The organism is Mobilitalea sibirica, from assembly GCF_015999265.1.
GTDB lineage: Bacteria > Bacillota > Clostridia > Lachnospirales > Lachnospiraceae > Mobilitalea > Mobilitalea sibirica.
On the sequence record NZ_JAEAGR010000009.1, the window covers coordinates 124,467 to 142,326 of the forward strand.

Below are 17,860 nucleotides of genomic sequence, written 5' to 3' on the forward strand. Positions count from 1 at the left end.
TAGGAGGTGCGGGCATGTCACGTATAGGAAGAATGCCTATCGCTATACCTGCAGGCGTAACTGTAGCTGTAGCAGAAAATAATAAAGTGACCGTTAAGGGTCCGAAGGGAACACTGGAAAGAGTGTTACCTGCAGAAATGTTAATTAAGGTTGAAGGTGCGGAAGTAGTTGTTACCAGACCAAACGATTTAAAGAAAATGAAATCTTTACATGGACTTACAAGAACATTGATTGCTAACATGGTTACCGGTGTTACTGAAGGTTATCAAAAAACTCTGGAAATCAACGGTGTTGGTTACAGAGCAGCAAAAGCAGGTAAAGAATTAACTTTAACACTGGGTTATTCCCATCCGGTTGTAATGACTGATCCGGAAGGAATTGAGTCAGTATTAGAAGGACAGAACAAGGTTATAGTTAAAGGTATCGATAAAGAAAAGGTTGGCCAATACGCCGCTGAAATCAGAGGTAAAAGAGCTCCTGAGCCTTATAAGGGCAAGGGAATTAAGTATGCTGATGAAGTGATTAGACGTAAAGTTGGTAAGACCGGTAAGAAATAAGGGAGGAGTGAAATCAAATGGTAAAGAAAGAATCAAGATCTGATATTCGTGTGAAAAAGCATAAGAAAATCCGTAACCGTTTCATGGGTACTCCCGAGAGACCGCGTTTAGCTGTATTTAGAAGTAATAATCACATGTATGCACAGGTGATTGATGATACAGTAGGAAATACGTTAGTAGCAGCCTCCACTTTAGAGAAGGATGTTAAGGCTGAACTTCAAAAAACCAACGATGTGGCAGCAGCAGCATACTTAGGTACTGTAATTGCAAAGAAAGCATTGGAAAAAGGTATAAAGACTGTTGTCTTTGATAGAGGTGGCTTTATATATCAAGGAAAAGTGAAAGCGTTAGCAGATGCAGCCCGCGAGGCTGGTCTGGAATTCTAGGCAAGGAGGAGAACACATGAAACGTACAATCGTTGATACCAGTCAAATGGAATTAGAAGATAAAGTAGTATCAATCAAGCGTGTAACTAAGGTTGTAAAGGGTGGACGTAATTTCAGATTTACAGCATTAGTCGTTGTTGGTGACAGGAACGGACACGTAGGAGCAGGCTTAGGTAAAGCAACTGAAATTCCTGAGGCTATTCGTAAAGGAAAAGAAGATGCGATTAAGAAATTAATCAGTCTGCCACTTGATGAAAACGGCAGTGTGCCACACGACTTTATCGGTAAATTCGGTAGTGCTACCGTTTTACTGAAGCGTTCACCAGAGGGTACCGGTGTTATTGCAGGAGGTCCTGCACGTAATGTGCTTGAACTTGCTGGATTTAAGAATATCCGTACCAAATCACTTGGTTCCAACAATAAGCAGAACGTAGTTCTTGCTACAATTGAGGGATTAAGCCAGTTGAAGACCCCTGAGGAAGTAGCTAAGCTTCGTGGTATTCCCGTAGAGCAGTTGTTGAAATAACAACTGCCGGAGCACAAATTTTCGAAAATGGAGGTGTCAAAATGGCAGATAAATTGAAAATAACTTTAATTAAATCTACAATCGGCGCCATTCCCAAACACAGAGCAACCGTAGAGGCTCTTGGTTTAAAGAAACTTCACAAAACCGTAGAGATGCCCGACAATGCTGCTGTAAGAGGAATGATTGCACAGGTGAAACACTTAGTAAAGGTTGAAGAAATATAATTACTAAAAAAGGAGGTGCACATAGATGAATCTATCAGAGTTAAGACCGTCAGACGGTTCAAAGCAGAGTAAGAATTTCAGAAGAGGCCGTGGACATGGTTCAGGAAACGGAAAAACTGCCGGTAAAGGCCATAAAGGTCAGAAGGCTCGTTCCGGAGCTCCGAGAGTTGGTTTTGAAGGTGGCCAGATGCCATTATACAGAAGAATTCCGAAGCGTGGTTTCAATAACAGAAACACGAAGGAAATTGTTGCAATTAATGTAGATGTATTAAATAGATTTGATGATGGTGCTACAGTAACAGTTAATTCATTAATAGAGGCAGGAATCATAAAGAACCCAAGAGATGGTGTGAAGATTCTTGGAAATGGAGAACTTACTAAGAAGCTTGATGTCAAGGTTAATGCATTCAGTGCTAGCGCAGCTGAAAAAATTCAAGCTCTTGGTGGAAATGCTGAGGTGATCTAATATGTTTAAAACACTCCGAAATGCTTTTAAGGTAAAAGATATTAGGACGAAACTTATTTACACTTTCATAGCACTACTTGTAGTAAGGCTGGGAACCTTGCTCCCAGCTCCTGCTATCAGCAGGGATGTTACAGATGCATGGTTTAACAATCAGAATCTGGGCTTTTTTAATAGCTTGACCGGTGGATCCTTAACCAGAATGTCAATTTTTGCTTTAAGTATCTCTCCATACATTACGGCATCCATTATCGTTCAGCTTTTAACGATTGCGATTCCAAAACTGGAAGAGCTTCAAAAAGAAGGTGAAGATGGACGTAAGAAAATGAATGAAATCACCCGTTATCTGACGGTTGGTTTAGCAGTCGTTGAATCAGCAGCCATGGCGATCGGATTTGGTACCCAAGGTGCATTAAAAGGTGGATTAACATTTACCAATGTGATCCTTATCGTTGCATCCTTTACAGCTGGGTCCGCATTTCTTATGTGGTTAGGTGAAAGAATTACGCAGAATGGTGTAGGAAACGGTATTTCTATTATCCTTTTAGTAAACATCGTATCCACCATGCCTAATGATTTTATTAACCTGTTCCAGAAATTCGTAATAGGTCAATCCTTTGTCAGAGCGGCGGGTTCTGCTATTCTTATCTTCGCAGTAGTACTGGTAACCATAGTGTTTGTACTTGTATTGCAGGATGGACAGAGAAGAATACCCGTACAGTATGCAAAGAAGGTTCAAGGTAGAAAGATGGTGGGTGGACAAACCTCCCATATTCCTCTTAAGGTAAATACTGCAGGTGTTATTCCTGTAATTTTTGCAGGTTCTTTATTATCCTTCCCAGGTGTTATTTCCTCATTCTTTGGCGTATATCCGGCAAGAGCCTATTTTTGGCCTAAGGTACTTAAAGTGTTAAGTCAGCAGGAATGGTTAAAGATAACACAAGGATGGGGAGAATTTAAATATTCTCTTGGATTATTAATTTACATTGGATTGATTTTCTTTTTTGCTTATTTCTACACATCAATTACTTTTAATCCAATTGAAGTAGCAAATAATATGAAGAAAAACGGTGGATTTATACCGGGTATTCGTCCAGGTAAGCCGACGAGCGAGTATTTAACCAAAGTACTTAATAATATAATATTTATAGGAGCGATCGGTCTGTCCATAGTTTCTATTATACCTATATTCTTTTCAGGTGCATTTGGTGCAAATGTGACTTTTGGTGGAACATCCATCATCATCGTGGTTGGTGTTATCATCGAAACAATCAAGCAAATTGAATCTCAGTTGTTAGTTCGTCATTATAAAGGGTTTTTGAATGACTAAATAGAATTCCGATGCTAGGTTATATGACGGAAATTGTAAAACGGAATATAGGTTGCGTTTAAGGTCGCATCATTATTTCCACACGAAATATCCAGCTACTCTTGCACCAACACTCCCTACTTTGTAGAAGGGAGCTGTTAACAGGTGCATAGATCCGCAGGAAATTCCGCTTTGGAAACCAATGATGCTCCCGTAAATCAAGGAAATGTCCGTTTTCCAATTTCCGATCTATAATCCGGCAAAGGGAATTTTCTGTCTTATTTTAGTAGACAGATGTAAAAGCAATAAATGCAAGTTTATAAACGATAGATAGTATGGTTTCCGCTGTAAAATCACAGCGGGATTTTGCAAACTTTAAAGAAGTATACTAAGCTTTAACAGGAGGTAAACGTTTCATGAAGGTTATTATGTTAGGAGCGCCCGGTGCTGGTAAAGGTACACAGGCAAAAAGATTGGCAGCAAAATATGGTATACCGCATATTTCTACCGGAGATATCTTCCGTGCTAATATTAAAGAACAGACAGAGCTTGGAAAGAAAGCTAAGGTTTATATGGATCAGGGACTTTTGGTTCCGGATGAGCTGGTAGTTGATTTAGTTGTGGACCGTTTTAAAAACCCGGATTGCGAGAAGGGCTATGTCCTTGATGGATTTCCGAGAACAATTCCTCAGGCAAAGGCACTTGATGAAGCATTAGCTAAGCATAATGATGCGATTGAATTTGCCATTGATGTAGATGTTCCCGACTCCAATATTATCAGCAGAATGGCAGGAAGAAGAGCCTGTGTAAACTGCGGAGGTACCTATCATGTAGTTACCATACCTCCCAAAAAAGAAGGTATTTGTGATGTATGCGGTGGAGAACTGATCTTACGTGAGGATGATAAACCGGAGACAGTAGAAAAACGTCTTAAGGTATATCATGAGCAGACCCAGCCTCTGATTGATTATTATCAGAATAAGGGCGTTTTAAAATCCGTAGACGGAACCAGACATATGGATGATGTATTTGCTGATATCGTTAATATAGTAGAAGCTTAAGCAGTAACAGCGTAGAATAAAGATGGATTCTTTTTATATAAGACAAGGGAATTATGTATTTACCATAAATTCATCTTGTCTCACATAGTTAACGGGAATGGAAAGGTGTGTATGTAAGATGTCAATTAGTATCAAGTCAGAGAAAGAAATCGAATTAATGCGGGAAGCAGGACGTATTCTGGCAAAAGTACATGAAGAACTTACAGATCTTGTCCGCCCGGGTATTACTACACTTGAAATAGATAAAAAGTGTTATGAGATTATCAAAAGCTATGGTTGTATTCCTTCTTTCCTTAATTATAACGGATACCCGGCATCTGTTTGTATTTCCATCAATCAGGAAGTGGTACATGGAATCCCAAGCAAGAAGAGAATTCTTCGTGAAGGAGATATTGTCAGCTTGGACTGTGGAGTTATATATGAAGGATTTCACTCTGATGCGGCACGAACGTTACCGGTAGGAGAGATAACCAAAGAAGCGAAGCAGTTAATCGATGTGACACAGCAAAGTTTCTATAAAGGTATTAAATTTGCAAAAGCCGGTAATCATTTACATGAGATATCAGAGGCTATACAAAATTATGTGGAAAGCTATGGTTTTTCTGTAGTTAGAGATTTGGTGGGACATGGAATCGGTAGAAATCTTCATGAAGAACCGCAGATACCAAATTTCAAGCAAAAGCGAAGGGGACCGAAGCTGGAGGTCGGTATGACCTTAGCGATAGAACCCATGATAAATGCCGGACGATATGATGTATATTGGGCAGAGGACGATTGGACAGTAGTTACAGCAGACGGATCATTGTCAGCACATTATGAAAATACAGTTCTTATCACAGACAACGAACCGGAGCTGTTAACAATACTTAAGGCATAAGATTTGGTGCAGAATATGAAAGATTTTATAATCGGGGCTTTTGTCTTATCCAAGGCCGGAAGAGACTCGGGCAAATGCTATGTAATATTTCATATAGAGAATGAATATGTATATTTAGTGGACGGCAAGTTTAGAATGATTGACCGACCGAAAAAGAAAAAAAAGAAACATGTGGAGATGTTTTCTTATATAAACCAGGATCTGGTTGATAAAGTAAACAGTAAAACAGTAAAAAACGAAGAAATAAAAAGAGGTATTAAATTGATGCAAAATGTAAATTCAAGTAAGGAGGTTGAGTAATGTCAAAGACCGATGTTGTTGAAATCGAAGGTACTGTAATAGAGAAGTTACCGAATGCAATGTTTCAGGTAGAACTGGAAAACGGACATAGAGTGCTGGCACATATCAGTGGAAAGCTTCGTATGAACTTTATTAAGATAGTACCCGGTGATAAGGTAACTTTAGAGTTATCCCCATATGATTTAACCAAAGGTAGAATTATCTGGCGTGACAAATAATTAATCAAATTACATGAATACATGATATATGGATTGCTATGCAATTCGTGTTAAAAACTATTCTTAAAAATAGTGCTTGCTATTATATTTCTGCGGTGATATAATAGTAAACGGACTTTTTTGAAAGGGGTGAATTACTGTGAAAGTAAGGTCATCAGTGAAACCAATTTGTGAGAAATGCAAAATCATTAAAAGAAAGGGTAGTATCAGAGTGATCTGTGAAAACCCTAAACACAAACAAAGACAAGGCTAATTTACAATAGATCGGTTGCCGCATAGGCCCACTGTTGTTTCATATAATCTAGTTCTTGCTTTTTGTGTTACAATCATCTGCTAATCACAGCAGAACATTGTGATATTGTGGATAAAGCGACCCAGATGTACCACTTGAGCGACTTTAAAAAGTTACATCAACGAACTTAAGGTATCGTTTGGTTTCAAGTGAGTTTAAGGGATTGCTTCTATCTTAAGAACCGTGCCGTCATCACGGAACTTAGCAAACTTGTTGATTGTCTTGTTTGTTACAATTTAAAGCGGCTGTCGTAATGACACGCTCGGCTGGTTTGTCATTACGGAATTATCAAAAACAATAAAATTTTTGGAGGTGTATTGAGCACATGGCTCGTATCAGTGGTGTAGATTTACCAAGAGAGAAACGTGTTGAAATCGGACTTACTTACATTTATGGTATCGGTAGAGTAAGTGCGAATCGTATTCTTGCTGCGGCAAATGTTAATCCTGACACCCGTGTCAGAGATTTAACAGATGAAGAAGTGGGCAGAATTCGTGATGTAATTGATGAGACCCAACAAGTTGAAGGTGATCTCAGAAGAGAAATCGCTCTTAATATTAAGAGATTACAGGAAATCGGATGCTATAGAGGTATCCGTCATAGAAAAGGACTTCCGGTTCGTGGTCAGAAAACTAAGACCAATGCAAGAACAAGAAAAGGTCCAAGAAGAACCGTTGCTAACAAGAAGAAGTAATTAGTATTGAACCGCAACAAATAATAATAAGAAGAATAAGACTATGTTCGGATATATTTATTCGGACAATGAGTAATTAAATCCAATAGGAGGGTTTGTTAAATGGCTAAGAAAATAGCAGCAGCAAAAAAAGTGACAAAGAAGCGTGTGAAAAAGAACGTCGATCGTGGACAGGCACACATTCAGTCATCTTTTAACAATACAATTGTTACGCTGACAGATGCAGAAGGAAATGCTCTTTCTTGGGCTAGTGCCGGTGGATTAGGCTTCAGAGGTTCAAGAAAATCAACTCCTTACGCAGCGCAGATGGCAGCTGAGACAGCAGCAAAAGCAGCACTTGTTCATGGATTGAAATCCGTTGAAGTTATGGTTAAGGGCCCCGGTTCAGGCAGGGAAGCAGCAATTCGTGCGCTTCAAGCATGCGGAATTGAAGTAACAAGTATCAGGGATGTAACACCGGTTCCTCATAACGGTTGTCGTCCGCCAAAACGCAGAAGAGTCTGATAGGAGGTATAGAGAACAATGGCTAGAGATATGAGTCCAGTTTTAAAGAAATGTAGATCCCTTGGTCTGGAGCCTGCTTATTTAGGTATCGATAAGAAATCTAACAGAGCATTTTCTAGAGCTGGGAAAAAGACCAGTGAATATGGTTTACAATTAAGAGAAAAGCAAAAAGCTAAATTTATCTATGGTATGTTAGAGAAACCTTTCAGAAACTTATTCGCAAGAGCGCAGAAGATGAAGAATGGTACAGCAGGTGAAAACCTGATGACTCTGTTAGAGCTTAGACTTGACAATGTAATGTTCCGTATGGGCTATGGTAGAACCAGAAAAGAAGCAAGACAGATCGTAGATCATAAGCATGTATTAGTTAACGGCAGATGTGTGAACATTCCATCCTACACATTAAAAGCCGGTGATACAATTGAAATTAAAGAAAAATTTAAAAATACACAGAGATATAAGGATATCTTTGAGGTAACTGACGGAAGAACTGTACCTGCATGGCTTGAAGCAAATCATGAAGCGCATACAGGTGTTGTCAAGGAAATTCCTACAAGAGACCAGATTGATGTTCCGGTTAACGAAGTATTAATTGTCGAGTTGTATTCCAAATAATTAAATTATTTTGTTTAATAGAAAATCGGCATAACTTATTTTCTGTTAACATGAATATCCAACTCAAAATACCCAGAAGGAGGGTCCTGTTGTGTTTGATTTTGAAAAACCCAAAATAGAGATTGCAGAAATTTCCGAAGATAAGAAGTTTGGACGTTTTGTGGTAGAACCACTGGAGAGAGGTTATGGTACAACTCTGGGGAATTCACTCAGAAGAATCATGCTTTCATCTTTACCCGGTTCTGCTGTAAGTCAAATTAAGATTGACGGTGTTGTTCATGAATTTAGCGTTGTTCCCGGAGTTAAGGAAGATGTAACTGAAGTTATCATGAACATTAAAAGCTTAGCAATCAAGAACACAAGCGATACGAACGAACCAAAGACCGCATATATTGAGGCTGAAGGTGAAGTAGTAGTGACAGCAGGGGATATACAGGCTGACCCGGATATCGAGATACTCAATCCTGATCAAGTGATTGCAACCTTATGCGGTGGTCCGGATAGCAGATTATATATGGAACTGACTATTACCAACGGTAGAGGCTATGTCAGTGCAGATAAGAATAAAAATGATGATCTGCCAATCGGTGTAATTCCGATTGACTCCATCTATACTCCGGTTGAACGTGTCAACCTTTCCGTTGAAAATACCCGTGTAGGTCAAATCACTGATTTTGATAAACTCACACTGGATGTATACACGAATGGAACGCTTGTACCGGATGAGGCTGTTAGCTTAGCGGCAAAGGTTCTAAGTGAACATCTGAATTCCTTTATTGATTTATCTGAAAATGCAAAGACCGCAGAAATTATGGTTGAAAAAGAGGATAATGAAAAAGAAAAGGTACTTGAGATGAACATAGACGAATTAGAATTATCTGTTCGTTCTTATAATTGCTTAAAGAGAGCCGGTATCAATACCGTAGAAGAGCTTACCAACAAGACGGCAGAAGATATGATGAAAGTAAGAAATCTTGGACGTAAGTCTTTAGAGGAAGTTCTGGCAAAATTAAAGGAGCTTGGTTTATCACTGAACCAAAGCGATGACTAATAGATTTCATGAGCTTTAAAGCAGAATGATTCAAAGGAGGGAATGAAATGGCAGGTTATAGAAAGCTTGGAAGAACTGCGAGCCAGAGAAAGGCTTTGCTGAGAAACCAGGTGACAAATTTATTATACAACGGTAAAATTGTTACAACTGAAGCCAAAGCAAAGGAAATTCGCAGAATAGCTGAAGGCATGATTGCACTTGCTGTTAAGGAAAAAGATAATTTCCAGACCGTTACGGTAACGACGAAAGTTGCTCGTAAAGATAAAGACGGTAAAAGAGTAAAGGAAGTTGTTGATGGCAAGAAAGTTACTGTTTTTGATAACGTAGAAAAAACCATCAAAAAAGACAGCGCTAGTCGTCTTCATGCTAGAAAGCAGATGATGAAGGTTCTTTACTCAGTTACGGAAGTACCCACTGAAAATGCAGGTAAGAAAAGAAATACAAAATCCATCAACTTATCCGATAAGTTATTCGATGAGATTGCACCCAAGTATGCAAACCGCAATGGTGGTTATACCAGAATCGTAAAAATCGGACCACGTAAGGGCGATGCAGCTATGGAAGTATTAATTGAATTAGTGTAAATCACAATAGTAACAACAAGGGGACGTAGCTTTTATAAGTGACGTCCTCTTTTTACAAACCGGGTATTATTATTCATGTACATGTGTCTGATATATTATATAATTCTTATTTGCCTTTACCAACCATCGCGATACTTTTTACAAGCCATAGAGCGTATGATAATGATGTCCATTGGAACAGCATCATCAATGTGTCTTAAAAAAGTATAAGCCCCTCGGTTGGCCTGATCTTAACGAACTAGAGGTTCGTTGTAAAAATTATATAGCACACCAGTCACATGGGATATATATTATGAATACGCTTATGTTTATATATTCGTAATGTGGCCTTTCCCAACTTTCGGGATGTTTCTTATAAGCCTCAAAGATAAAAATGCTGGCCATTGGACCAGCATTTTTATCCGAGTCTTAAACGAAATATAAACACCCTTGGTTGGCCTGATTTAAACGAACCAGAGGTTCATTGTAAAAAACATATACAGCCTCACAAAAATGGGATATACTTATGCATATAATAATTATCTATAAACAAACTTCAAGATGCTTTTGCAAGCTACAAGCAAATGGTAGTGTTGTGCTTTGAAATATAGTATATATACTATGTTGATATATCAAAAGTTTAAGAAATCTACTTGTAATAATAGGAATTACAGTATATGATACATTATGAGTTTTCTTTTGTTTTGAAGAATATTTATCTTATTATATAATATGGTAATCCACCCTTATTAAAAGAGGTTTCTGAAAAGCTTTTTAGTTAGGAGATGCGTATAAGCTTTATTAATGGCTTTTGGACGAAAGTAAATAATTAAATCCTTATTTCTGACGTTGGAGGGCTGAAAATCGTCCATAGGGAGGTTTGGGATGTACTTAGAAGAGAACGGATTGGTAATTAGAGTAGCTCAAACGAAAGATGCAGCTACCCTATGCAGATGGTGGAATGATGGTAGTGTCATGGCACACGCAGGATTTCCAAAAGGACTTGGAACTACCACAGAAGAGATAATAATGAAAATAAGTCAGGACACGGAATTTAATCGTAGGCTGATTTTAGAATATAATAGGACTTTAATTGGCGAGATGAGTTATCGCACAGTAGAAAAGCAAATTGCCGAAATAGGGATAAAAATATGTGAAGCCTCGCAGCAAGAGAAAGGTTTAGGAACCAGATACTTAATGATGCTCATTCGTTACTTATTTCATGAGAGGAATTACATAAAGATTCTATTAGATACGAATCTGAATAATAAAAGAGCCCAGCATGTATATGAAAAGATTGGGTTTCAAAAGATAGGAATTAGGGAAAATGCTTGGAAAGACCAGATGGGAGAGTACCAGACAGCGGTTGATTATGAATTGACAAAAGACTTATTCTTAGATAAAAAGTAAGTATATTAAAGTATATTACGAAAATAGTACTTATAAATTATTGGAAATGAAAATTAAACCAATAAAGATAATAGATTGATATCAATTACTATGATTATGTTTAAATCATATGGGAAGAGGATTTGGTATGGAAATGATTAAAGTAGAAGATCTGGCATTTGAATATATCAGGCGTGACGAAGACGGGAATGTTGAATCCATTAACCGGGCTATTGATGGTGTAACGATTGATGTTAAAAAAGGTGATTTTGTCGCTATTTTAGGTGCAAACGGCTCAGGGAAGTCCACCCTTGCCAAACATATCAATGCAATCCTTTATCCTACAGAAGGAATAGTATGGGTAAACGGGATGGATACCAAGGATGATAAAAACCTTTGGGATATAAGGCAGACTGCAGGCATGGTATTTCAGAATCCGGATAATCAGATTATTGCTACGGTAGTGGAGGAAGATGTAGGTTTTGGACCAGAGAATCTGGGAATTCCCTCAAAGGAAATCTGGGAGCGGGTAGAAAAAAGCTTGGAGGCTGTCGGGATGCTGGAATATCGTACCCATTCCCCGAATAAGCTTTCCGGTGGGCAAAAGCAAAGAGTTGCCATAGCAGGTATCATGGCAATGAAACCGGCGTGTATCGTTCTTGATGAGCCTACTGCCATGCTTGATCCAGACGGAAGAAAAGAAGTAATCTCTACCGTGAGAACATTAAATAAGAAAGAAAAGGTTACTGTCTTACTTATCACTCATCATATGGATGAAGTAATTTATGCAGACAGAGTGATTGTAATGAATGAAGGTCATGTAGTTATGCAGGGCACCCCGAAAGAAATTTTTTCAAGGGTGGATGAAGTAAAAAGCTATCGTCTAGATGTTCCACAGGTGACAGAGTTAGCATATGAGCTAACAAAAGCAGGACTTAATCTGCCGGAGGGGATCTTGTCCGTGGAGGAATTTGTAACCGCATTAAATCAATTAAGCAGGTGATAAAAATGCAGATTATATTTGATAAGATAAATTATGTATACAGTAGCGGCACTGCGTTCGAGCGTCATGCCATTAAGGATATCAATTTAACAATTCATAAAGGTGAATTTGTTGGTTTGATAGGTCATACCGGTTCAGGTAAGTCCACCTTAATTCAACATATGAACGGCTTGATAAAAGCAACGAGCGGCCATATCTATTTTAATGGACTGGATATCTATGACCAGGATTATAAGCTTCGGGAGCTTAGAAGCAAGGTTGGACTGGTGTTTCAATATCCGGAGCATCAGCTGTTTGAAACCAGTGTGTTTAAGGATGTCAATTATGGACCGAAAAACCTTGGACTGGATAAACTTGAGGCTGAAGTTCGTACCTATGAGGCTCTTAAAATGGTTGGGATTGGTGAAGAACTTTGGGATGCTTCACCTTTTGAGCTATCCGGAGGTCAGAAAAGGCGGGTTGCGATTGCGGGAATATTGGCTATGAAACCGGAGGTTCTTATCTTAGATGAGCCCACTGCCGGTTTAGATCCCAGAGGTCGGGATGATATTCTGGAGCAGATATCCGTGCTTCATAAAGAAAGTGGTATGACCATAATCTTAGTAACTCATAGTATGGAGGATGTAGCGAATTATGTGGATAGAATCCTTGTAATGAATCAGGGTAGCTTAGTTATGGATGAGCCGACAAAAACGGTATTTTCTCGTTATAAAGAACTGGAACAGATGCATCTGGCTGCGCCCCAGGTAACTTATATTATGAATGCATTAAAACAAGAAGGTTTTCACGTGGCGACCGATATAACGACGGTCAATGAAGCGAAATTAGAAATTTTAAAAGAATTGAAGAAATAAAGATAACAGGAATATGTGATTATCATCCGATATTAAGCGAATGTGAGTCGGCTTTCTATCATTGTTTCATAATCTTTTTACTAATACAATCGATATAAGTTCATCATTATGAAAAAAAGAAACATGATATAAAATCTGAGATAGTTAAGATATATTTTTAAGACCGGGAAAGTGAGTATATTATGATACGAGATATAACAATTGGACAATATTATCCTGCAAACTCCGTGATCCATCGCCTTGACCCGAGGCTTAAATTGGTGGGAACATTTTTATTCATAATCTCTTTGTTTACGTTTAATACCTTTTATGGTTATATAGCAGTAACTCTATTCCTGGTTTCCGTAATCAAAGTTTCCAAGGTTCCGTTCCGTTTTATAGCCAGGGGATTAAAGGCGGTAGTGGTTATACTTTTATTTACGGTTACATTTAACCTGTTTTTAACGCCTGGAGATCCTATTTTTAAGCTGGGTTTCTTAAAAATAACCAGAGAAGGTCTGCGGTTTGCTGCGTTCATGGGTATAAGGCTTATGTTCTTAATTCTTGGTTCTTCCCTGATGACCTTTACAACAACGCCTAATCAATTAACAGATGGTCTGGAAAAGCTTTTATGGCCCCTCAGGCATATTAAGGTTCCCGTGCATGAGATAGCCATGATGATGTCCATAGCCCTTCGTTTCATTCCTATTCTATTGGAAGAGACGGATAAGATTATGAAAGCTCAGATGGCAAGAGGCGCTGATTTTGAAAGTGGAGGTATCCTTAAGCGGGCGAAGAGTTTAATACCTTTATTGGTACCTTTATTTGTATCAGCTTTCCGAAGAGCTAATGATTTGGCTATGGCAATGGAAGCCAGATGTTATCGGGGCGGAGAAGGAAGAACGAAGATGAAACCGCTTCGCTACCATGGTCGGGATTATGTGGCATATCTTATTCTGTTACTATATATTGCAATCTTGATTACGGTTCGCATACTGGAAGGATTGTTATAATTATGAGACGTATTAAATTAGAAGTTGCATATGATGGTACCAATTACTGTGGCTGGCAGCTTCAGTCGGGACATCTGACCGTAGAAGCTGTTCTGAATAAGGCATTGTCGGAGCTTTTAAAAGAGGAAGTTGCAGTGATAGGTGCAAGCCGGACTGATTCTGGTGTTCATGCGAAGGGGAATGTAGCTGTGTTTGATACCAATAGCCTGATACCTTCTGAGAAAATCAGTTATGCCGTCAATCAAAGGTTACCGGAAGATGTGAAAGTGCAAAGTTCTGTGGAGATCCCCCTTGAATTTCATCCAAGAAGAGTGAAGAGTAAAAAGACTTATGAATATTGTATTCTTAATCGAAATATTTTACTTCCGACGGAGAGGCTGTATACGACATTTATCTATAATGACCTTGATGTGAAGGCAATGCAGGAAGCAGCCTCTTACCTGGTGGGAGAGCATGATTTTAAAAGTTTTTGTTCTGTGAAAACCCAGGTAACAGATACCGTAAGGACAATTTATTCCTTGGAAGTATCAAAAAAGAAAGATATAATAACGATTCGCGTAACAGGGAACGGCTTTTTATATAACATGGTACGCATTATAGCCGGAACCCTTATTGAAGTAGGAAGGGGAGCATATCCTCCTCAGAAGGTTAAGGGTATGTTGGAAGGCTGTGACAGGAATCTGGCGGGACCTACGGCGCCTGCCAAGGGCCTAACACTGATTAAAATAGAATATGATGAGGAAAACCTGCTTAACAACAATTATGATATTAAATGATAACATCTATAGTCGCTTAGATTGTATTATACAAGATTATAATATAATTGAAAGCTTTCTATACTAGATATTTATGTGATAGAAATACGGTTCAATATAATAGGAACACGTTACTATATGGGTTTGATAATGGTTAACAATGATAATGTGAAGGAGTGGATTCTTTGTTCGAATTTTCAACTGACTTAAAAGCACTCAATGACACAACGATTATTTTACGTTTGGCCTTGGCGGTATTACTTGGAGGCATCATAGGCTTTGAACGGGGAAGAACAGGAAGGCCGGCAGGGCTCCGTACCCATATTCTGGTTTGTCTTGGGTCAGCTATGGCAATCATGACGAATCAATATGTATATCAGGAATTCGGAGTGGGTGATCCGACTAGAATAGCAGCACAGGTAATCTCAGGAATTGGTTTTCTTGGGGCCGGAACTATCATAGTTACTGGCAGGCATCAGGTTAAGGGACTGACAACTGCTGCGGGTCTATGGGCAACTGCCTGTATGGGTCTTGCTATTGGTATCGGTTTTTATAAAGCTGCTGTGTTTGGTTGTGGATTGATTGTATTTGCAACGGTGGTATTGCATCGTTTGGATAATTATATGCTCTCAAAGTCTAAGGTATTGGATGTGTATGTTGAATTCAGCGATTCGACAACGATTACATCGGTAATTGATACAATAAAAGAAACAATGGCACATATCGATGCGATTGAGATGGTAAAGCCCTCCTATGGAGAAAAAGCAACAGTCGCTGCCATTATGACCATCCGGTTAAAAAAGAAAAGCATCCGACTGGATGCCATGGCAAGGATCTGTGAAATTGCAGGAGTAGAATTTGCAGAAGAAATATAAAGAGTAGCATACGATTACTATCCGGTTCAAGTCCCATGGTTTGAACCGGGTTATTTATTATCGTGTTATTATAATCGGGCTTTTAGGATAGAATAAACTATGTTGGACTACCGACAATACGGGAAAGACTACCAAGTAAAGAGAAAGGAAAGTATGATTATTTTTATGTATTTCATACAAGGCAAGGATGGAGATTACATACAGAAGAATGGTTTTAGAAGAATGTGATAAAATAAAGGAAATAAATCCGGAGCATTATATTGGCAAGGCATGGAGACTTGTGAACGGAATGCGTCAGCTGGTTCTTATTGATTATCTCGAAAAGGATTGGCCCAATGGATATGAAGAGCATTATGATAGTCTGAGAAAAACGCTACGAACCAATGGAACGGCGTTTGGTGCATTTGATACAAATAACAGGTTGTTGGGTTTTGCAACAATTGATTTGAATTTATTTGGGGAGCGATACAAGTATGCTTTGCTGGACCAGATGTTTATATCGAAGGAATGCCGAAGTATGGGAATTGGGAAAAAGCTGTTTTGGTTGTGCGCTGATGAAGCAAGACAACAGAAAGCAGATAAGATCTATATCTGTGCCGGTTCCGCAGAGGATACCATTGCGTTTTACTTTGCCATCGGATGCCTGGAGGCAGCAGAGATCAATAAGACGCTGTATGAAAGTGACCCAAGGGATTATCAGTTGGAGTATACACTATAAATCTCAATCTAGGTATAAGCTAATCGCAGGAGTGGTTGAAGCTTCATAACTTTTTATTTATTAATAAATTGGTTGATGATTTTAATTGATTATGCTAAATATGGTTATTATATTAGAAGATTAACGGTTCATCCTTAGCTATGAATACATTACGTCGGATTCCTTGATTAAGCTCATTCTAAATAGATCATTTATAGGTCATTTTGTATTCTGTATATTTTGGAAAATGCTTGACACGCCCGGCAACATGTAATATAATAATGAATCGTGACGTGAGAATACTTGAGCCAAAGCCCCGGTAATGGTATTTAAGAGCGTAAAAAGTTCAAATAGATTAGGCAAATAAGCATATCTGGCTGGATTTGTCTGGATAAAATGAGAAAATAATTATTTTGGAGAATACATTTTCATAAGGAGGTAAACCGATGAAAAGCTTTATGGCTAGTCCGGCTACAATTGAAAAGAAATGGTACGTAGTTGACGCTACAGGACATACATTAGGCCGTCTCTCATCAGAGATTGCTAAAGTATTAAGAGGTAAAAACAAACCTACTTACACACCTCATATTGATACAGGTGATTACGTAATCGTAGTAAATGCTGACAAGATCAAGGTTACAGGAAAGAAGTTGCAGCAAAAGATTTATTACAACCACTCAGATTATGTTGGTGGTATGAGAGAAACCACTTTAGCTGAGTTAATGGCGAAAAAGCCTACCGATGTTATCATGCTTGCAGTGAAAGGCATGTTACCTAAGGGACCTTTAGGAAGATCCATGTTAACGAAATTACACGTATATGCCGGAGCAGAGCATCCTCATGCAGCTCAAAAACCGGAAGTATTAGAAATTAAATATTAATTTGAGAGGTTGAAAGGAGGAAATAACATTGGCTAAGGCAAAATATTACGGAACCGGAAGAAGAAAAAGCAGTATTGCCAGAGTTTACTTAGTACCCGGTACAGGTAAAGTTACTATAAATAAAAGAGATATGGATAACTTTTTTGGTTTAGAAACCTTAAAGTTAATCGTTCGTCAACCGCTTGTTGTAACCGATACACAGGATAAATTCGATGTGTTGGTAAATGTTAAGGGTGGCGGATTTACAGGCCAGGCAGGTGCTATCAGACATGGTATCTCCAGAGCTTTATTACAGGCAGATGCGGATTACCGTCCTGCACTTAAGAAAGCTGGTTTCTTAACCAGAGATCCAAGAATGAAGGAAAGAAAGAAGTATGGCTTAAAAGCAGCTCGTCGTGCACCTCAGTTCTCAAAGAGATAATATCTTCAGAGATAATAGATATCTCATTAAAAATAGTCATCTCTTTAGAGGTAATCGCTTCTTCGGAGACAGTATGAAAGAGATATTAGATATTATCAAAGCTAGTATTACAAAGATATTTCTATCAATTAGGATTATTGAGATGGCTATCTTATATGCTAGAGATTAATAAATTCGAAATATAACAAAACAAAAAACCGTCAGAGGATTCCTTTGACGGTTTTATTTATGGCTCATTGTCAAGTGTTGGGGTGTGATTCATTTGAATCATGCCCCAACACTGGTTTTAGAGCTATTTTTATGTTTATAGGTTCTATAAGGTGTTTTAGGGTGCACTTAATAAGCCTACCACT

25 protein-coding genes are annotated in these 17,860 nt (G+C 38.5%); all 25 read left to right on the forward strand.

The genetic code is table 11. The features are described from left to right. Nucleotides 1-14 precede the first annotated feature (14 nt). The 25 genes from rplF (at nt 15) to rpsI (ending at nt 17,507) form a co-directional block, all read left to right on the forward strand. Nucleotides 15-557 carry a 50S ribosomal protein L6 gene (rplF, locus tag I5677_RS10020; protein WP_197661449.1) on the forward strand — a complete coding sequence of 181 codons (543 nt, stop codon included), beginning with the start codon at nt 15-17 and terminating at the stop codon, nt 555-557. Nucleotides 558-574: 17 nt separating this feature from the next. Beyond that, a complete protein-coding gene (gene rplR, locus I5677_RS10025) occupies nt 575-943 on the forward strand; it encodes a 50S ribosomal protein L18 (protein ID WP_197661450.1) in 369 nt (122 codons plus the stop codon). A 16-nt stretch (nt 944-959) separates the two neighbouring features. Next, the gene (gene rpsE, locus I5677_RS10030) at nt 960-1,469 is read left to right on the forward strand and encodes a 30S ribosomal protein S5 (RefSeq protein WP_197661451.1); all 510 of its coding nucleotides are present in this window, start codon (nt 960-962) and stop codon (nt 1,467-1,469) included. Nucleotides 1,470-1,510: 41 nt separating this feature from the next. Beyond that, on the forward strand, nt 1,511-1,693 hold the full coding sequence (gene rpmD, locus I5677_RS10035; protein ID WP_197661452.1) for a 50S ribosomal protein L30: 183 nt from the start codon (nt 1,511-1,513) through the stop codon (nt 1,691-1,693). Nucleotides 1,694-1,718: 25 nt separating this feature from the next. Continuing rightward, nucleotides 1,719-2,159, forward strand: coding sequence for a 50S ribosomal protein L15 (rplO, locus tag I5677_RS10040; protein ID WP_197661453.1), 441 nt, complete (start codon nt 1,719-1,721; stop codon nt 2,157-2,159). 1 nt (nt 2,160) lies between these two features. Next, on the forward strand, nt 2,161-3,486 hold the full coding sequence (secY, locus tag I5677_RS10045; protein ID WP_197661454.1) for a preprotein translocase subunit SecY: 1,326 nt from the start codon (nt 2,161-2,163) through the stop codon (nt 3,484-3,486). Nucleotides 3,487-3,881: 395 nt separating this feature from the next. Further along, the gene (locus I5677_RS10050) at nt 3,882-4,526 is read left to right on the forward strand and encodes an adenylate kinase (RefSeq protein WP_197661455.1); all 645 of its coding nucleotides are present in this window, start codon (nt 3,882-3,884) and stop codon (nt 4,524-4,526) included. A gap of 118 nt (nt 4,527-4,644) precedes the next feature. Next, a complete protein-coding gene (map, locus tag I5677_RS10055; RefSeq protein WP_197661456.1) occupies nt 4,645-5,403 on the forward strand; it encodes a type I methionyl aminopeptidase in 759 nt (252 codons plus the stop codon). A 15-nt stretch (nt 5,404-5,418) separates the two neighbouring features. Then, complete coding sequence (locus I5677_RS10060) at nt 5,419-5,703, forward strand: KOW domain-containing RNA-binding protein (RefSeq protein WP_197661457.1); 285 nt, start codon at nt 5,419-5,421, stop codon at nt 5,701-5,703. Beyond that, nucleotides 5,703-5,921 carry a translation initiation factor IF-1 gene (infA, locus tag I5677_RS10065; protein ID WP_184094592.1) on the forward strand — a complete coding sequence of 73 codons (219 nt, stop codon included), beginning with the start codon at nt 5,703-5,705 and terminating at the stop codon, nt 5,919-5,921. The genes I5677_RS10060 and infA overlap by 1 nt, the downstream gene beginning before the upstream one ends. 139 nt (nt 5,922-6,060) lie before the next feature. After that, nucleotides 6,061-6,174: a 50S ribosomal protein L36 gene (gene rpmJ / locus I5677_RS10070; protein WP_003497809.1), complete on the forward strand. Its 114-nt coding sequence runs from the start codon at nt 6,061-6,063 to the stop codon at nt 6,172-6,174. A gap of 364 nt (nt 6,175-6,538) precedes the next feature. Then, nucleotides 6,539-6,907 carry a 30S ribosomal protein S13 gene (gene rpsM, locus I5677_RS10075; RefSeq protein WP_197661458.1) on the forward strand — a complete coding sequence of 123 codons (369 nt, stop codon included), beginning with the start codon at nt 6,539-6,541 and terminating at the stop codon, nt 6,905-6,907. Nucleotides 6,908-7,009: 102 nt separating this feature from the next. Beyond that, nucleotides 7,010-7,411: a 30S ribosomal protein S11 gene (gene rpsK, locus I5677_RS10080; RefSeq protein WP_197661459.1), complete on the forward strand. Its 402-nt coding sequence runs from the start codon at nt 7,010-7,012 to the stop codon at nt 7,409-7,411. A gap of 18 nt (nt 7,412-7,429) precedes the next feature. After that, a complete protein-coding gene (gene rpsD, locus I5677_RS10085; RefSeq protein ID WP_197661460.1) occupies nt 7,430-8,026 on the forward strand; it encodes a 30S ribosomal protein S4 in 597 nt (198 codons plus the stop codon). A gap of 91 nt (nt 8,027-8,117) precedes the next feature. After that, nucleotides 8,118-9,077, forward strand: a complete 960-nt coding sequence (locus I5677_RS10090) for a DNA-directed RNA polymerase subunit alpha (RefSeq protein WP_197661461.1) — start codon at nt 8,118-8,120, stop codon at nt 9,075-9,077. A gap of 47 nt (nt 9,078-9,124) precedes the next feature. Continuing rightward, nucleotides 9,125-9,661, forward strand: coding sequence for a bL17 family ribosomal protein (locus I5677_RS10095; RefSeq protein WP_197661462.1), 537 nt, complete (start codon nt 9,125-9,127; stop codon nt 9,659-9,661). An 864-nt stretch (nt 9,662-10,525) separates the two neighbouring features. Then, nucleotides 10,526-11,050, forward strand: coding sequence for a GNAT family N-acetyltransferase (locus tag I5677_RS10100; RefSeq protein ID WP_197661463.1), 525 nt, complete (start codon nt 10,526-10,528; stop codon nt 11,048-11,050). Between the two features lie 127 nt (nt 11,051-11,177). Then, a complete protein-coding gene (locus I5677_RS10105) occupies nt 11,178-12,032 on the forward strand; it encodes an energy-coupling factor transporter ATPase (protein ID WP_197661464.1) in 855 nt (284 codons plus the stop codon). A 5-nt stretch (nt 12,033-12,037) separates the two neighbouring features. Continuing rightward, nucleotides 12,038-12,886, forward strand: coding sequence for an energy-coupling factor transporter ATPase (locus I5677_RS10110; protein WP_197661465.1), 849 nt, complete (start codon nt 12,038-12,040; stop codon nt 12,884-12,886). 182 nt (nt 12,887-13,068) lie between these two features. Continuing rightward, nucleotides 13,069-13,878 carry an energy-coupling factor transporter transmembrane component T family protein gene (locus I5677_RS10115; RefSeq protein ID WP_197661466.1) on the forward strand — a complete coding sequence of 270 codons (810 nt, stop codon included), beginning with the start codon at nt 13,069-13,071 and terminating at the stop codon, nt 13,876-13,878. A gap of 2 nt (nt 13,879-13,880) precedes the next feature. Next, nucleotides 13,881-14,654 (forward strand): tRNA pseudouridine(38-40) synthase TruA, encoded by a 774-nt coding sequence (gene truA / locus I5677_RS10120; RefSeq protein WP_197661467.1) that lies wholly within the window; start codon nt 13,881-13,883, stop codon nt 14,652-14,654. 164 nt (nt 14,655-14,818) lie between these two features. Then, nucleotides 14,819-15,508, forward strand: a complete 690-nt coding sequence (locus tag I5677_RS10125) for an MgtC/SapB family protein (protein ID WP_197661468.1) — start codon at nt 14,819-14,821, stop codon at nt 15,506-15,508. Between the two features lie 208 nt (nt 15,509-15,716). Beyond that, nucleotides 15,717-16,226 carry a GNAT family N-acetyltransferase gene (locus I5677_RS10130; RefSeq protein ID WP_243456556.1) on the forward strand — a complete coding sequence of 170 codons (510 nt, stop codon included), beginning with the start codon at nt 15,717-15,719 and terminating at the stop codon, nt 16,224-16,226. A 425-nt stretch (nt 16,227-16,651) separates the two neighbouring features. Then, nucleotides 16,652-17,086, forward strand: a complete 435-nt coding sequence (rplM, locus tag I5677_RS10135; protein WP_197661470.1) for a 50S ribosomal protein L13 — start codon at nt 16,652-16,654, stop codon at nt 17,084-17,086. A gap of 28 nt (nt 17,087-17,114) precedes the next feature. Further along, nucleotides 17,115-17,507 (forward strand): 30S ribosomal protein S9, encoded by a 393-nt coding sequence (rpsI, locus tag I5677_RS10140; protein ID WP_197661471.1) that lies wholly within the window; start codon nt 17,115-17,117, stop codon nt 17,505-17,507. The last annotated feature ends 353 nt before the right edge of the window (nt 17,508-17,860 follow it).

What these genes read in the sequence shown, in the direction of transcription:
- I5677_RS10050 (WP_197661455.1), top strand. Translation starts at nt 3,882, where the DNA reads ATGAAGGTTATTATGTTAGGAGCGCCCGGTGCTGGTAAAGGTACACAG.
- rpsD (WP_197661460.1), top strand. Translation starts at nt 7,430, where the DNA reads ATGGCTAGAGATATGAGTCCAGTTTTAAAGAAATGTAGATCCCTTGGT.
- rpsM (WP_197661458.1), top strand. Translation starts at nt 6,539, where the DNA reads ATGGCTCGTATCAGTGGTGTAGATTTACCAAGAGAGAAACGTGTTGAA.
- map (WP_197661456.1), top strand. Translation starts at nt 4,645, where the DNA reads ATGTCAATTAGTATCAAGTCAGAGAAAGAAATCGAATTAATGCGGGAA.
- I5677_RS10130 (WP_243456556.1), top strand. Translation starts at nt 15,717, where the DNA reads ATGGTTTTAGAAGAATGTGATAAAATAAAGGAAATAAATCCGGAGCAT.
- rpsK (WP_197661459.1), top strand. Translation starts at nt 7,010, where the DNA reads ATGGCTAAGAAAATAGCAGCAGCAAAAAAAGTGACAAAGAAGCGTGTG.
- rplM (WP_197661470.1), top strand. Translation starts at nt 16,652, where the DNA reads ATGAAAAGCTTTATGGCTAGTCCGGCTACAATTGAAAAGAAATGGTAC.
- I5677_RS10115 (WP_197661466.1), top strand. Translation starts at nt 13,069, where the DNA reads ATGATACGAGATATAACAATTGGACAATATTATCCTGCAAACTCCGTG.
- secY (WP_197661454.1), top strand. Translation starts at nt 2,161, where the DNA reads ATGTTTAAAACACTCCGAAATGCTTTTAAGGTAAAAGATATTAGGACG.
- truA (WP_197661467.1), top strand. Translation starts at nt 13,881, where the DNA reads ATGAGACGTATTAAATTAGAAGTTGCATATGATGGTACCAATTACTGT.
- I5677_RS10110 (WP_197661465.1), top strand. Translation starts at nt 12,038, where the DNA reads ATGCAGATTATATTTGATAAGATAAATTATGTATACAGTAGCGGCACT.
- rplF (WP_197661449.1), top strand. Translation starts at nt 15, where the DNA reads ATGTCACGTATAGGAAGAATGCCTATCGCTATACCTGCAGGCGTAACT.
- I5677_RS10060 (WP_197661457.1), top strand. Translation starts at nt 5,419, where the DNA reads ATGAAAGATTTTATAATCGGGGCTTTTGTCTTATCCAAGGCCGGAAGA.
- I5677_RS10100 (WP_197661463.1), top strand. Translation starts at nt 10,526, where the DNA reads ATGTACTTAGAAGAGAACGGATTGGTAATTAGAGTAGCTCAAACGAAA.
- I5677_RS10105 (WP_197661464.1), top strand. Translation starts at nt 11,178, where the DNA reads ATGGAAATGATTAAAGTAGAAGATCTGGCATTTGAATATATCAGGCGT.
- rplR (WP_197661450.1), top strand. Translation starts at nt 575, where the DNA reads ATGGTAAAGAAAGAATCAAGATCTGATATTCGTGTGAAAAAGCATAAG.
- rpsE (WP_197661451.1), top strand. Translation starts at nt 960, where the DNA reads ATGAAACGTACAATCGTTGATACCAGTCAAATGGAATTAGAAGATAAA.
- rpmD (WP_197661452.1), top strand. Translation starts at nt 1,511, where the DNA reads ATGGCAGATAAATTGAAAATAACTTTAATTAAATCTACAATCGGCGCC.
- infA (WP_184094592.1), top strand. Translation starts at nt 5,703, where the DNA reads ATGTCAAAGACCGATGTTGTTGAAATCGAAGGTACTGTAATAGAGAAG.
- I5677_RS10095 (WP_197661462.1), top strand. Translation starts at nt 9,125, where the DNA reads ATGGCAGGTTATAGAAAGCTTGGAAGAACTGCGAGCCAGAGAAAGGCT.
- rplO (WP_197661453.1), top strand. Translation starts at nt 1,719, where the DNA reads ATGAATCTATCAGAGTTAAGACCGTCAGACGGTTCAAAGCAGAGTAAG.